Source organism: Lysinibacillus sp. IITD104, from assembly GCF_036698265.2.
Lineage (GTDB): Bacteria > Bacillota > Bacilli > Bacillales_A > Planococcaceae > Lysinibacillus > Lysinibacillus boronitolerans.
Map to the genome: position 1 here is coordinate 2,823,390 of NZ_JBAHYH020000001.1, position 13,545 is coordinate 2,836,934.

Consider the following 13,545-nt stretch of genomic DNA (forward strand, 5'->3'; position numbering starts at 1 on the left):
TGCTGTAAATGCCAAATTTCTAGTTCATTTTAAAAGCTGTTAACCTTTCTGTTCCGATTCTAGCTCAGAAATATACTTGCGTACGGTACTATAGCTAATCTCTGGATTGATTTGGCGCTTAATGCGAATATGGATTTCTTTAATTCCAACTCCTTGCTCACGCATAGCTCGAATCATCGACTTCACAGGCCCCGTCAATGACTCTCTTGACATCGCTGTATATTTACTTAGCTCCATAAGAAGATCTGTGTTTTCTTGGCGAAGCACCTTCATCTCCTCCACTACACAATTGTATTCAGTTACCTTTTTCTGCAAGACTGTGTTTTGCTGCTTTAACTTTTGTAGATCTTCTGTTAGCTGTGTATTTTGTTTTTTTAACATTTTTCGTTCTCGTTCTAAACCATTTTGCTTGTTATCTAAATCTTTATGCATAGCATTATGTAACTCTTCCATATGCAAAAGCTCTTGATAGCGACTTTGCGGTACAATCATTAAGCTATCTGTCGTGTATAGAGCAAGCGTTCCATCTTTAAAAGGCTCATACGACAATGTAGAGGCATTTATCTTATTTGCCATTTATTTTCACTCCTCCACGAATAAATACATGTAATCGAATACCCTTGTGCAGCATCTTTCCGCTTCCTCTTCATTTGATAATCATTCTCATTTGATTTTATCATAATCACTATTTTGCTTTTTGTCAAAGATCATTTCTCACACGTAGAAGGAGTCCTTGCTCACCTACACTTTCCATAAAAAAAGCCTCTTGCAACAATAGCTGCAAGAAGCTTTAGCCTTACATTTTTTTCAGTTTCTCATATTCCAATTGCAAACGCTCAATACGTTTACGACCTTCTTCACGGTTTCTTGCTGTTTCTGCTTGAATTTGCTTCGTTTCTTGAATACCAGCCATAATTGTTTGCCATGTTGTTTCAATGGTTTCGATTTTAATGCTTGGGCTACCAGCTTGACGAGCGATATTCACACTGTTCTTACTAATATTTTCAGCATTTCGGACAAGCATTTCATTCGTACGGCGATCTAGCTCTACCATAGAATCAGAAATCAGCTTTTGACGCTTTAATGTCACTGCGTGAATTAGCCCCTGCTTAAAGATCGGAATCGTTGTGACAAAGGCAGAATTAATCTTGGCAATCAGATGATTGTTCCCTTGCTGCATTAAGCGAATTTGAGGTGCTGATTGGAATGATACTTGTTGTGCCATTTCTAAATCATAGCGACGTTGCTCTAATAATTCCACAGCGCGAAGCATTGTTTCATATTCCATAGCTGCCAATTGGTCACCACTTTGAGCCTTTTGTTCAAGTGCTGGTAAAGAGGCACGGACCTCTTCTGTTTTCACTTCAATAGCTGCAACAAATTTACTTAATGATTGGAAGTAGTTTAAATTTTGTTCATACAGATTTTCAAGGTCAATGGTATTACGCTTCATTTCCCCTTCATATTTTTGAATTTCACGGTAAATGACATCCACTTCTTTATTCATGCTGTCATACTTAGATAAGAACCTTTCCAATTGCTCTTTTCCTTTGTTAAAGAGCTTGGAGATGAAACCGCCCTTTTTCTCTTCCGCAAAATCCTGTGGATCGAATTTATCCATAATTTTATTCAGGTTATTTAATAGCACACTCGATTCTTCCAGCTTACTAGCTTTCATCGTTGCGAGCATTTTATCTGAAAAGGTCGAAATGCCACTTGCTGTTTCTTTACCGAGCTCTAGCATGGCAATTTGATCTTTGACATCAATTTTTTGTGCAAGTGTATGAACCTCTGGATCTTGCTTTAACATTAGCTGATTTTGTGCGATTTGTGATAGCTCCTGCTCAGATACAAGCACCGGCTTTTGCTCAGTTGCCTGCTGTAAAAGTGGATTTGGCTGTAATAAAGGATTTTCTGAAGCGAATGGGTCCTTGGATTTTAAAAGATCATTGTTGAATTCAGACATACGTTTTACCCCCTGCAATTTATCTCTACTAATTACTTACGATTACCATGTAAAAAAGTTTCATTTTCTATAGGATGAAAAAATACGAATCTGCTATACAATAGCCATTCTGGTGTACTTTATATTGCAAACTATATTGGTTAGGGTGAGCATCATTAACAAAAATTTCCATATCTGTCCAATAGTGAAGAATTGCTTCTATTTCTTTACTAGTAGGGCATAGCTGTTGAAGCTTTTGAAAGAGCTGCGCTTTTTCTTCGATTGTTGCTAAACGCTGATTTGATGATCGGTCAAGAATTGCCTCCACCTCTGATTTAGCTAACATCGTCTCATCCCCTTTTATAAATTATAGCCTCTTTCTATCCAAAATTCGACTCATTCCGTAAATTCCTTTACATTGTTTGCTAACAATGGCATCATCTCACTAAAAAAGCAGCTACATTATCCATGTAGCTGCCATTATGTTATGTTGTTACTTTTAATACCGTTTTAATTTTTTGAATGACACCGCCAGAGCTATATGTCAATACACTACGTTTATAGAACGATAAACTAAATAGGTACACAACAACAATCGTTACGATTAAAATTCCTAATGAAAGTAATGGTACAATGCCACCGATATCTGTAGCGCCAATACGCATTGGCATGATCATGCCAGAAGTTAGTGGGATATAAGAGAATATTTTGATAATAATTGTATCTGGATTACCCATGCCTGTCAGCATAACATAGAAGCCGATGATCGTAATAATCATCGCAGGCATTAATACTTGACCCGCCTCTTCTACTTTCGATACTAAAGAGCCGAATAATGCACCGATGATAAGATAAAGAATAACTGTTAACAGTAGGAATACGATAGCATAGATGACATAGCCAACGGACAATTCCTTGACAATGCTAGCAGCTGCATCCCAAACCATCCCACCTTTGATAAACTTCGCATAGATAAGGAACACGGCCGCAATAATGCCCATCTGTGTTAAAGCAAGCAATAAAACGCCAGCAATTTTTGCTTTAAAATGTGTCCCAGGTTTGACACTTACTAAGAGCATTTCCATTGCGCGTGAGCCCTTTTCAGAGGCTATTTCAGTCGTAATCATCGATAGGAATGTAGAGATAAAGAAATAGATTAAAATCCCAACCGCATAGGAAACCACTAAACCAGATTGCTTTTCTTCCTCACTTTTTCCTCCTGCTGATTCCTCATTTAAGTTTTTCGTTGAAATCGTTGTTTGAGCCGCCATAATTTGTGCTGCTTGCTCTGGCGAAAGCGATAATTGCTGAACAGCATAATGCTGACCAGCATACTGTAATAAGGATGATAATGTAGATTGATCGTTCAATTTCAGTGGTGTGAACGTAGCAATTTCCGCATGTAGCTGACCATTTTGATCGTTAATCGTTACAATAGCATCAAGCTTGCCGTCCTTTACCCTTTTTTCAAGGGCTGAAACATCTTGTTCATCCTGAATAAAGGCCATATCTCCATTCGAGACAAAAATACCACTTAAATCGGCAGAGGTTTCATTGATAATCGCGATTTGCTGTGCTTCATCATCACCTGTGAATAGTTCCTTAATTTCTGACCAGAAGACAGCCACAGACATGACAAGGACATATAAACAAGTCATTAAGATAAAGGATTTTGATTTAATTTTAGCTTTATATAATTGCTTCATTAATAAATTAAACTTCGACAACATGGCCACCTACCTTATCTTTAAAGATTTCATCTAAGGATAAATAATCTAAGCTGAATTTTTCAATATACTTCCCGTTGGATAGCTGCTCAAAGATACTTTGAGCAAAGCTTTCGTCTGCTAATGTAAGCACTGTTTGTTCCTTCTCTACGCGCACATCCTTGACACCCTCTAGTGCCAATAACTGTGTCGTTGACCAATCCGTACGAACAGCAAGCTTTGTTTTACCATATTGTTTCTTTAAATCTAGTAAGCTTCCAGAAAATAAAGAAACACCTCGTTTTAATAAGCATAAATGATCACAAAGCTCCTCGACATTGTCCATTTGGTGACTGGAGAACAAAATCGTCGTACCCTGCTCTTTCAATAGTAAAATAGCATCCTTTAGTAAATCTTTGTTGACGGGATCTAGCCCACTGAACGGCTCATCTAAAATTAAAAACGCTGGTTTATGGATAAAGCTCGCAATTAGCTGTACCTTTTGCTGATTCCCTTTTGATAAAGTTTCTGCTTTATCCTTGCGTTTTTCTTCCAGTTCAAAACGTTGAATCCAAAAATCAATTTCCTTTTTCAGCTCTGCTCGTTTCATGCCACGTAGCTCACCAAAAAAGTAAAGCTGCTCTTCTACCTTCATTGTTGGAAAAATACCACGCTCCTCAGGCAAATAACCAAGGACATCTCGGTTTATGGCATTAACTGGCCGGCCATCCCACGTAATTGTTCCCGCCGTCGTCTCCTGTAAATCTAAAATCATTCGGAATGTTGTTGTTTTCCCTGCACCATTTTGACCAATTAGACCGAAAATTTCACCCTTTTCAATGGTAAAATTCAAATCATCCACAGCTGTAAAATCCTTATACTTCTTTGTAACATGCTGTAACTGTAACGTCATGTTGTCATCCTCCTTATCCTTCAAATATATGTAAGTCTTGTTTCAAGCCCTTTTTACGATTTCCATTTTTCACTATAGGAATGAATAGCAGTAAGGCTACAATCAAATTTATGCACCCCACGCTTGTGTTCATAGGTCCTGCAGCGAATTCCTGTAAACCTAGCGATAGATTGTAAATACCAATGATTAAATTTAACAGTAACACAAATATAAATATGCGATTCATGGATTTAATATAGTTTATTTTCGAGGAAGCATCTGAAAATATCTCAAAAGGCCCCTCCGATTTTGGTTTTCGATAATAGGCCCACCCACCAAACTTAGACACACACTCGATATTCATTTCGTCTAGAAACTCAAAGTAATCCTTCGATTTTCTATTGACAAATTCATTTCGATAAATATATTGACCTGGTGTTCCTTTTTCAAAAACAAAGTAGCCTACCACTGTCTTTTTAAGATTCCACCCCCAATCTGCCATGTCATTGACCCATCGTTCTTCCTTTTCGTAATCAATAAAAAAACGAAACATTCTTTTTTTCATTTTGCATCACCCCTACTATAAAATCACGCTTCCTTTTTCATTATTTTCTGATTTCCCGGAAAATAATAGACGCTTCGTTAATCCGAAAATACATTTAATTCTCTCTTTAATCGATTACGTATACGCATAAGCTTATAGAATGGGAGGGTGAATAATACAACAACCACAAGATTCAGCGTATTTAACATGAAACCAACCCAGTCTGTTGTTTTCTCCGAAAAATCACCAATTAAACCGATGAGACCAATGAACAAATTAAGTAGAATAAGAGAAAGTAAGAGCATCATCTTTTTTGACAGGTTACCAATTTTCGTTTTTTTATCAAATGGACCTTCCTGTGCTGCTTTTCTAAAAAATACAATATGGCCAGAGCGATCTACTTGCTCATAGTCCTCTTCATAGGGCGAACCGAATCGCCCTAATTCATCATGGCGATAAATATTACTATTTGGCGCTCCCCGTTCAAATGTAAAGCGAATCCATGTGAATTTTTTCAAATGCCAGCCCGCACAAGCCATGTCATTGACCCACTTCTCTATTGCATAGGGATTAATCATCAATCGATATTTATGCATATTATTCAACTCCTCTCGTTATACGGATACCATTGTCAAAAAGTTCCCTTAATCGTAAAATTTCATATTCCACCACTGTTTTTCCAGTTTCAGTAATAATATATTCTTTCTTTCTGCCATCTCCATCAAGTGCCTCTATCCATCCTCGTTCCAACAATGTTTTAATCGCACCATATATGGTTCCGGCCCCTAAGCGCACTCTTCCATTGCTCATTTCTTCCACCAATTGCATAATGCCATAGCCATGCCTCGCCTCATATAATGCTAACAAAATATAATAAACGCCTTCTGTTAATGGCGGATGTTCCTGCGTCATACAAATCCTCCTTTATATCGCCTATCAATATATCGTCAGTCGATATACTTAAAATATATCAGCAGTCGATATAATTGTCAACGTTCATTCATGGTGTTGCAGTTCACCGTACATTATGCTAGGATGTAAGTAATTACTTGCATGGAAGGAAGTATGTTTTTGACAACGAAAGGAACTGCACAACGAATTATCGAAGCTGCTCTACAATTGATCAGTGAAAAAGGCTATACAGCTGCAACTACCAAAACCATTGCAGAATTAGCAGGTGTCAATGAGGTCACTCTTTTCCGTCATTTTGGCAACAAACGTGGTTTATTAAAGGCCATCATTGAGCAATTTTCTTATTATCCTCTTCTACAGCAGGAGATCAATCAAAATGTAACGTGGGAATTAGAAAAGGATTTATTAAATTTCTCATTGAAGCATTTTCATTTTTTAATGTCGATTAAAGATTTTGTCATGATCGGCTTTAAGGAATCCATTCAATTTCCTGAAATTAGTGAGGAAATCGCCAATATCCCTCTCCTCATCAAAAAGGAGCTCATTCACTATTTTCAAGAAATGCATCAGCAAGGGAAAATAAGAGAAGTTGATTTTGAAGCAGCAGCGTTATCGCTTATTGCTTTGAATTTTGGTCATTTTATGTCACGTGCTCGACTTGGAACTATCGTGTCTGACTTACCAACTGAAGAACTTTTACAAACTAGTGTTGCTATTTTTTCTAGGGGACTTGTTTCCTAGAAAAAATTTTTCCAATCAATGCAAGTAAGTACTTACTTAATATTAGGGGGAATAAAAAATGACAGGTTTACAAGCACTATTGCGAGTTCGTGAAACCTATATCGGCATTGTTGCAACCATTGCCTTTCAATTAATCTTTTTTACGATCTGGATGACTGCCTATGATGGTGTCAATGAAAGAGCTGAACAGTTAAGCATTGGTCTTGTTGTGGAAGATTCTGCAATGGGTCAGCAGGTAGCACAGAACATCAAAGGCTCCATCCCCTTTTCAATGGAGGACTATCCATCAATGAAGAAAGCTGAGAGCGCATTAAACGAACGACAAATTAATATGATAATGCAAATTCCTGCCGATTTTACAAATCAAATACAAGCAGGGAAAGTGGCTGAAATTATTTATGCGATTAATCAAGCCAATGCAAGTGTAGCGAAAAATATGATGGAGGGGGTAGCAAAGCAATTAACAGAAGAGATCAATCAAGCCCTTTATCCAATGCAACAAAATCAAGCAGTTGAGGTCTTCGCTCAACAATTTGCTCAGCTTCCCTTTGAGCAACAAACTGCCCAACAAATTACCACTTCTGTCAAAACAACTGTAATGAATGTCAAAGACCATGTCGTCGATGGGACCATTATAAAAACAAATAATGTAAAGGGATTTGCCGCAAACTTTGTCCCACTTATGGTCATCATCTCTTCCTTCGTAGGAGCGATGGTCATGATTATGCAACACCAGCAAGCAGCACAGCTCGTTCAAGAAAGCCTATCAAAATGGCAATTGTTCCTCGCCCGACAACTACTCAATGTGGGCGTAGCCTTTACATTACCATTCATAACAATTGGTTTGATGCACCTTTTTAATATCGCTAGTCAGGAAAGCCTACTGTCGATTTATTTCTTTCAATCTGTAATGTATCTTGCTTTCCTTAGCTTGGCCCAAGTATTTGTGATTGCCTTTGGGAATATGGGGATGGTATTTAATATTTGTGCTCTCTCACTCCAATTAGTAACATCAGGCGTACTTGTTCCAAAAACCATGCTATCTGAAGGATACAAGCAGGTCGCTGCTATGCTACCTGCCACTTATGGAGCAGATGGCTACTACACGATCATCTTTGGTGGTAGTACCGACAATCTCCTGCAAAACAGTAGCTCCTTAGGCATCATTATCTTCGTAACACTAGCCATTGCTACGCTGATCGTCACATTTAAGCCAGCTCCAGTCCGATGATTTAATAGAAAAAAGAAGGTCTACATGCTGATGTAGACCTTCTCTTTGCGTGGTTATCCGCTACTTTTTCTGTTCTATCCTTCACTTTGAGCTGGCTATCCGCTACTTTTTCTCTTCTATCCTTCAAATCGGGCGTTCTATCCACTGCTTCTCTCACTATCCTTCAAATTGAGCGTTCTATACGCTACTTTTTCTCTTCTATCCTTCAAATCGAGCGTCCTATCCGCCACTTTTCTCTCTATCCTTCAAATCGAGCGTTCTATCCACCACTTTTTCTCTTCTATCCTTCAAATTGGGCGCCCTATCCGCTACTTCTCTCTCTATCCTTCAAATCGGGCGTTCTATCCACTGCTTCTCTCTCTATCCTTCAAATTGAGCGTTCTATCCGCTACTTTTTCTCTTCTATCTTTCTATTCTGGCGTCCTATCCGCCACTTCTCTCTCTATCCTTCAAATCGAGCGTTCTATCCGCCACGTTTTCTCTTCTATCCTTCAAATCGGGCGTTCTATCCGCCACTTCTCTCTCTATCCTTCAATTCAAGCGTTCTATCCGCCACTCCTCACATTCTTTAAAATAGCTGCTAGCTGCTGATTTAACATGGTCACGCTATCGCTGAAATCGCCGCGATACCATTGGATGATGAGTCCGATGATGGCGTTTGCTTGATAGGCACTATAATAGTCGATCGAGATATGATCCTCCATTTGATGCAGGTGATGTGTGGTAATATCTCGTTTTAGTAGGGAATAAATACCATCAAAAAGCATGTAATAGTAGGTCAACGGGACATTTTTAGAAAAGACGATACGATAAAACATTTTAAAGCGTTCAATATGATGAAAAATACGGATAGTATTGGGATCTAATTGATTTGTGTCCAATGTCGTGACGGCACGATAGGGTTCTTCATAGGATTGATATAAATCCTCCATAATCTCCTGAAAGTATTCTTCAAAGAGTCCCTCTTTTTGCTCGTAATGTAAATAGAACGTTCCTCTATTGACCTTTGCTTCTCTACAAATTTCAGCAATGGAGATTTGCTCCAATGGCTTTTGGCTAAGCAAGGTCAATAAGGCATCGTGGAGAGCTTGCTTCGTTTTAATAATCCGTAAATCCGTTGTACGCAATTTTTTCAGCTCCTTAATAAACAGTTTGTCCAAATGTGTTGATTACTCAACACATCCCGCTTTTTTGCATATTGAAATCGCTTTCATCTTTATTATATGATTTTAATGAACAGATGTTCAATAACTAATGAAATTACTATGAGGAGGTCTTTGAGATGAGATTAGCAGGTAAAGTAGCCATTGTGACAGGTGCAGCTTCAGGTATGGGGAAAGCCATTGCAGAAGGATATGCAAAAGAAGGCGCTAAGGTTGTCGTTTCAGACTTAAATTTAGAGGGTGCCCAAGCGGTTGTGGAGGGTATTCAAGCGGCTGGAGGAACAGCATTTGCCATTCAAACCAATGTCGCATCAACAGAAGACTTACAACGTTTATTTGATGAAACAAAAACGAACTATGGTCAATTAGATATTTTAGTCAACAATGCAGGTATTATGGATGGTATGGAGCCAGTTGGAGAAATTTCTGATGAACGATGGGAAAAAGTATTTGCAGTAAACACAACAGCTGTTATGCGCTCTATGCGTATGGCGACAGAAATCTTCCTTGCGCAAGGACACGGTGTCTTTGTCAATAATATCTCTGCTGGTGGCTTATATGGTGCACGGGCTGGGGCTGCTTATACAGCTTCAAAACATGCGGTAGTTGGTTTAACAAAAAATACAGCCTTTATGTATGCTGATAAAAATATTCGCTGTAATGGTATTGCGCCAGGAGCAGTGATGACCAATATCGCCTCTTCTATGACAAATATGAGCCAAACTGGTGCTGCACGACAAGCACTAGGACTATCCATTAATCCACGTGCTGGTCAGCCAGAAGAAATCGCTCAATTAGCGATCTTCCTAGGCTCAGATGAGGCTAGCTTTGTGAATGGACAAGTTATTGCCGTTGATGGTGGCTGGACAGCTTACTAATCCATAAGGAAACACGCACAGAGACATTTTCTGTGCGCGTTTCTTTCATTATATAACTTTTCGAGACGGAATCATGCTTCCAATTACTGCCCCTATTAACGCTGGCAGTATCCATCCTAAGCCAATATCATAAAAAGGAAGTATCGCAGAATAGTATTTCTCTACTGCATCCAATATACCTAACTTCGCATCTGGCACACTTTCTACCAGCGCTTTATAGCCATCAATCAGGCTAATGAAAAATGTAAAAATCATCGCTATGGCATACACTGTCTGCTTATTCTTAAAGAAGGATGAGCTTAGAGCAAGCAAGATTAGGACGATTGCTAATGGATATAAGAACATTAAAACTGGAATAGCATATTTGATAATATTGTTTAAACCAAAATTTGCAATCGTAAAGGATACGGCACACAACAGGAACACAAACCATTTGTAACTGATTTTTGGAAATACCTCATGGAAAAACTCACTACAAGATGTAATTAAGCCGATGCTTGTTTTTAAGCAAGCGAGCACGATGATGACGGCCAATAAAATAGCTCCAAATGAGCCGAAATAATGATCGGCCACTGCCGCAAAGATTAAACCACCATTATCAAAAGTCCCGACAGCATTCATACTGGAAGCGCCCATATACGTAATGAGACCATAAATAAGCGTCATTAAAGCCATCGCAAAAATACCTGATGTCCATGTAGCCTTGGCAATTTCCTTACGATCTGTAATCCCTGCACTTTTAATTGCATTAATGACAACAATTCCGAAGGCTAGAGAGGCAAGGGCGTCCATCGTATTATAGCCTTCTTTAAAGCCTGTCATAAAGGCAGCATCCATATATGCACCGATTGGCTGCTGGAAATGGCCCATTGGCTTCGTAATGCTTGTAATAATTAAAATAAATAAAACAACTAAAAATGCGGGCGTTAAATATTTACCGATATAATCCATTATTTTCGCTGGATTTAAAGAAAAATAGTAGACAATAGCGAAAAATACAAAGCTAAATACAGCTAGTAGCAGTGTTGCATGTTGTGCTTGAATATATGGCTCAAACCCTACTACAAAAGGTACAGTTGCTGTACGTGGGATGGCAAAGAATGGTCCGATTGTTAAGTACAGTGCCAATGAAAAAATAATGCCAAATATAGGATGAACACGATTGGCTAGATCACGTAAACCATTACTACCTGATAAGCCAATTGCCAAAATTCCGAGGAATGGTAAGCCGATAGCCGTCACTAAAAAACCGATTAATCCAAACCAAAAATTTGTCCCAGCAAATTGACCCATTTGAATAGGAAAAATTAGGTTCCCTGCTCCAAAATACAGTCCAAATAACATGGTTCCAATGACTGCGTAAGTTGAAAAAGGTATTTTTTGTTGCATAATTGATGTGCTCCTTAGAAGTTTTAAACTATAGCAAATTATTTTAATCGAATGATTTTTCACTACAATTTCATCATGTTATCAAGCATTTATTATAATTACAATAGTTTTTTCGTTTATCCAGTGAGATTCAACAAAAAAAGAGCTGTCTGCTGACAGCCCCTTCTTAGTTTGCAACTGACCATTCAATATGATCTAAAAATTTATAAACATCTTCATACACTTTATCGCGTTCTTTATCCAATGTAATAATGTGGCCAGAGTTTTCATACCAAATGATTTCTTTGTCGTCTGTTTCCACAGTATTTAAAATAAAAGGTGCGCTTTCTTGATATAGGTCATCATCTAGTGAGCCTTGTAACACAAGAGTTGGTGCTTTGATCGTTGATAATTCTTCACGCGTTTCTGTTGTTAAACGTGTTACGCCGTCCAATGAATCCTTCGGTGAAATACGTAATTCATGTAATTCTGAAATAATTTGATCTTTTGATTTATTTTCAAAGTGTTTATATAAACGAGCATAGTGGTACAAACGTGTAAATAAGCCTTTTGAATTATCACGTGTAATCGGTGCACACATCGCTACACATGCTTTCACTGGGAATGTCTCTGCCACCTTTAATGAAAAGACGCCACCAAGTGAAATCCCAACAACAGCAATTTCTTCATAGCCTTTCTTTTGTAGGAAGTTATAACCTTCTACTACATCGTTCCACCAATCTTCTGGTTTTGTTTCTAATAATGCTTCTGGTTCTACGCCATGCCCACTATAAATTGGTGCATGCACAGTATAACCTCGTTGAGATAAAAATTCTCCTAGCTTTTTCACATCTTTTGTGCTACCTGTGAAACCATGCAGTAATAGTACGGCTTTTTTGCCTCCCTCAATTGTTAGAGGTTGTGGCTTTGTTAACTTCATTTTATGATATCCCCTTCACGGAAATTAATAATTGTGTATTTTATGTGTCTATCTTATCACCCTTTATTCATAATGTACAATTTATAGTTTTTATCAAATCAATGTGTATCGTGCATGAATGATGTCAACTTAATGGCTGTACTATCACACTTTCTGCTACTTAACTTTTCCATTCTGCTAAATAATTGCAATCTGCTTTTAAAATTTTTTTGTTCCCTATACTTCCCGTCTGTTTCTCGTTATAATGCAGATAACTTAAAAATAACAAGAAAAGAGGTGAAAAAATGGAGTGGCAACAATTAGAATATTTTGTAACGGTTGCAAAGTTAGAGCATATGACACGGGCTGCCGAAGCATTAGCGATTTCACAGCCAGCACTTAGTCGTTCAATTTCAAAGCTGGAGGAAGAATTAGGTGTACCGCTTTTCGACAGACAAGGGCGCTCAATTATGCTAAACCGATATGGAGAGCTATTTTTATATCGTGTTCAGCGCATGCGGAAAGAATATGAAAAGGCTGTTTTAGAATTACAGGAGCTTAATAATCCAGAGCTTGGAGACGTATCACTCGGTTTTTTACATACACTTGGAACGAGTATTGTACCCGACTTGATTCGTGCCTTTCGTCAGAAACATCCCCATATCCGTTTTCATTTCACACAAAACTACTCCCATTCTCAGTTAAAACAATTGCTGGCGGGTGAGTTAGACCTGTGCCTATTAGCTGCGATTGATACAGAGCCGCCAGTATGTTGGAAGGAATTATGGCGAGATGAGCTCTTTATAATGGTCCCCATTGACCATCCTTTAGCCCATCGTAAAAGCATCAAAATGAAAGAATTGGAGCATGAAAGTTTTGTCTTAATGAAAAAGGGCTATGCACTACGCCGCTCTGCTGATCGCTTATTAAATGCTGCGGGCATAAAGCCAAAAATTTCTTATGAAGGCGACGAAGTGTCGACCATCGCTGGATTTGTTGGTGCGGGACTTGGCGTTTCCTTACTACCTGATGATGAGGATTTAAACCCGAAAAAAATCGTTAAAATCCATGTTGAGGATATGGTATGTGAACGAATTATCGGCATGGCTTGGATCGAAAATCGTTATTTACCGCCATCTGCACGTCAGTTTAAACAATTTGTCTTTGATTTTTATGACAATAAATAGAAAGAGCGAGTAACAACATCGTCTAGATGTCCATGTTACTCGCTTTATTTTCTAAAAGA

15 protein-coding genes are annotated in these 13,545 nt (G+C 38.3%); 4 read left to right on the forward strand and 11 right to left on the reverse strand.

What is annotated here, in order from left to right; genetic code table 11:
• Positions 1-39: 39 nt before the first annotated feature.
• The 8 genes from V1L66_RS14515 to V1L66_RS14550 all read right to left on the reverse strand — a co-directional run bounded on the left by V1L66_RS14515 (position 40) and on the right by V1L66_RS14550 (position 5,999).
• Positions 40-576 (reverse strand): hypothetical protein, encoded by a 537-nt coding sequence (locus V1L66_RS14515; protein WP_333005757.1) that lies wholly within the window; start codon positions 574-576, stop codon positions 40-42.
• A gap of 220 nt (positions 577-796) precedes the next feature.
• Positions 797-1,966, reverse strand: coding sequence for a toxic anion resistance protein (locus V1L66_RS14520; RefSeq protein ID WP_016995219.1), 1,170 nt, complete (start codon positions 1,964-1,966; stop codon positions 797-799).
• 67 nt (positions 1,967-2,033) lie between these two features.
• The gene (locus V1L66_RS14525; protein ID WP_333005759.1) at positions 2,034-2,291 is read right to left on the reverse strand and encodes a hypothetical protein; all 258 of its coding nucleotides are present in this window, start codon (positions 2,289-2,291) and stop codon (positions 2,034-2,036) included.
• Between the two features lie 139 nt (positions 2,292-2,430).
• On the reverse strand, positions 2,431-3,675 hold the full coding sequence (locus V1L66_RS14530; RefSeq protein ID WP_333005760.1) for an ABC transporter permease: 1,245 nt from the start codon (positions 3,673-3,675) through the stop codon (positions 2,431-2,433).
• On the reverse strand, positions 3,659-4,564 hold the full coding sequence (locus V1L66_RS14535; RefSeq protein ID WP_036076356.1) for an ABC transporter ATP-binding protein: 906 nt from the start codon (positions 4,562-4,564) through the stop codon (positions 3,659-3,661). The genes V1L66_RS14530 and V1L66_RS14535 overlap by 17 nt, the downstream gene beginning before the upstream one ends.
• A 13-nt stretch (positions 4,565-4,577) precedes the next feature.
• A complete protein-coding gene (locus tag V1L66_RS14540) occupies positions 4,578-5,108 on the reverse strand; it encodes a DUF2812 domain-containing protein (protein WP_333005761.1) in 531 nt (176 codons plus the stop codon).
• 77 nt (positions 5,109-5,185) lie between these two features.
• On the reverse strand, positions 5,186-5,683 hold the full coding sequence (locus V1L66_RS14545; RefSeq protein ID WP_333005762.1) for a DUF2812 domain-containing protein: 498 nt from the start codon (positions 5,681-5,683) through the stop codon (positions 5,186-5,188).
• A 1-nt stretch (position 5,684) separates the two neighbouring features.
• Positions 5,685-5,999: a PadR family transcriptional regulator gene (locus tag V1L66_RS14550; RefSeq protein WP_009374222.1), complete on the reverse strand. Its 315-nt coding sequence runs from the start codon at positions 5,997-5,999 to the stop codon at positions 5,685-5,687.
• Between the two features lie 153 nt (positions 6,000-6,152).
• Here V1L66_RS14550 and V1L66_RS14555 point away from each other — a divergent pair, with 153 nt between their 5' ends.
• Positions 6,153-6,740 (forward strand): TetR/AcrR family transcriptional regulator, encoded by a 588-nt coding sequence (locus V1L66_RS14555; RefSeq protein WP_036076372.1) that lies wholly within the window; start codon positions 6,153-6,155, stop codon positions 6,738-6,740.
• Between the two features lie 58 nt (positions 6,741-6,798).
• A complete protein-coding gene (locus V1L66_RS14560; protein WP_333005763.1) occupies positions 6,799-7,971 on the forward strand; it encodes an ABC transporter permease in 1,173 nt (390 codons plus the stop codon).
• 545 nt (positions 7,972-8,516) lie between these two features.
• Here V1L66_RS14560 and V1L66_RS14565 read toward each other — a convergent pair.
• Positions 8,517-9,098 carry a TetR/AcrR family transcriptional regulator gene (locus tag V1L66_RS14565; protein WP_333005764.1) on the reverse strand — a complete coding sequence of 194 codons (582 nt, stop codon included), beginning with the start codon at positions 9,096-9,098 and terminating at the stop codon, positions 8,517-8,519.
• A gap of 155 nt (positions 9,099-9,253) precedes the next feature.
• Here V1L66_RS14565 and V1L66_RS14570 point away from each other — a divergent pair, with 155 nt between their 5' ends.
• On the forward strand, positions 9,254-10,012 hold the full coding sequence (locus V1L66_RS14570) for an SDR family oxidoreductase (RefSeq protein ID WP_016994382.1): 759 nt from the start codon (positions 9,254-9,256) through the stop codon (positions 10,010-10,012).
• Between the two features lie 48 nt (positions 10,013-10,060).
• On the opposite strand, the gene brnQ is transcribed toward V1L66_RS14570, so the two are convergent.
• Both brnQ and V1L66_RS14580 read right to left on the reverse strand, forming a co-directional pair.
• A complete protein-coding gene (gene brnQ, locus V1L66_RS14575) occupies positions 10,061-11,401 on the reverse strand; it encodes a branched-chain amino acid transport system II carrier protein (RefSeq protein ID WP_333005765.1) in 1,341 nt (446 codons plus the stop codon).
• Positions 11,402-11,567: 166 nt separating this feature from the next.
• A complete protein-coding gene (locus tag V1L66_RS14580; RefSeq protein ID WP_048390156.1) occupies positions 11,568-12,320 on the reverse strand; it encodes a carboxylesterase in 753 nt (250 codons plus the stop codon).
• Between the two features lie 284 nt (positions 12,321-12,604).
• Between V1L66_RS14580 and V1L66_RS14585 the strand changes: the two genes are divergently transcribed.
• Positions 12,605-13,486 carry a LysR family transcriptional regulator gene (locus V1L66_RS14585; protein ID WP_016994379.1) on the forward strand — a complete coding sequence of 294 codons (882 nt, stop codon included), beginning with the start codon at positions 12,605-12,607 and terminating at the stop codon, positions 13,484-13,486.
• Positions 13,487-13,545 lie beyond the last annotated feature (59 nt).

What these genes read in the sequence shown, in the direction of transcription:
- V1L66_RS14550 (WP_009374222.1), bottom strand. Translation starts at nt 5,999, where the DNA reads ATGACGCAGGAACATCCGCCATTAACAGAAGGCGTTTATTATATTTTG.
- V1L66_RS14530 (WP_333005760.1), bottom strand. Translation starts at nt 3,675, where the DNA reads ATGTTGTCGAAGTTTAATTTATTAATGAAGCAATTATATAAAGCTAAA.
- V1L66_RS14570 (WP_016994382.1), top strand. Translation starts at nt 9,254, where the DNA reads ATGAGATTAGCAGGTAAAGTAGCCATTGTGACAGGTGCAGCTTCAGGT.
- V1L66_RS14580 (WP_048390156.1), bottom strand. Translation starts at nt 12,320, where the DNA reads ATGAAGTTAACAAAGCCACAACCTCTAACAATTGAGGGAGGCAAAAAA.
- V1L66_RS14520 (WP_016995219.1), bottom strand. Translation starts at nt 1,966, where the DNA reads ATGTCTGAATTCAACAATGATCTTTTAAAATCCAAGGACCCATTCGCT.
- V1L66_RS14540 (WP_333005761.1), bottom strand. Translation starts at nt 5,108, where the DNA reads ATGAAAAAAAGAATGTTTCGTTTTTTTATTGATTACGAAAAGGAAGAA.
- V1L66_RS14515 (WP_333005757.1), bottom strand. Translation starts at nt 576, where the DNA reads ATGGCAAATAAGATAAATGCCTCTACATTGTCGTATGAGCCTTTTAAA.
- V1L66_RS14535 (WP_036076356.1), bottom strand. Translation starts at nt 4,564, where the DNA reads ATGACGTTACAGTTACAGCATGTTACAAAGAAGTATAAGGATTTTACA.
- brnQ (WP_333005765.1), bottom strand. Translation starts at nt 11,401, where the DNA reads ATGCAACAAAAAATACCTTTTTCAACTTACGCAGTCATTGGAACCATG.
- V1L66_RS14545 (WP_333005762.1), bottom strand. Translation starts at nt 5,683, where the DNA reads ATGCATAAATATCGATTGATGATTAATCCCTATGCAATAGAGAAGTGG.
- V1L66_RS14585 (WP_016994379.1), top strand. Translation starts at nt 12,605, where the DNA reads ATGGAGTGGCAACAATTAGAATATTTTGTAACGGTTGCAAAGTTAGAG.
- V1L66_RS14555 (WP_036076372.1), top strand. Translation starts at nt 6,153, where the DNA reads ATGTTTTTGACAACGAAAGGAACTGCACAACGAATTATCGAAGCTGCT.
- V1L66_RS14525 (WP_333005759.1), bottom strand. Translation starts at nt 2,291, where the DNA reads ATGTTAGCTAAATCAGAGGTGGAGGCAATTCTTGACCGATCATCAAAT.
- V1L66_RS14560 (WP_333005763.1), top strand. Translation starts at nt 6,799, where the DNA reads ATGACAGGTTTACAAGCACTATTGCGAGTTCGTGAAACCTATATCGGC.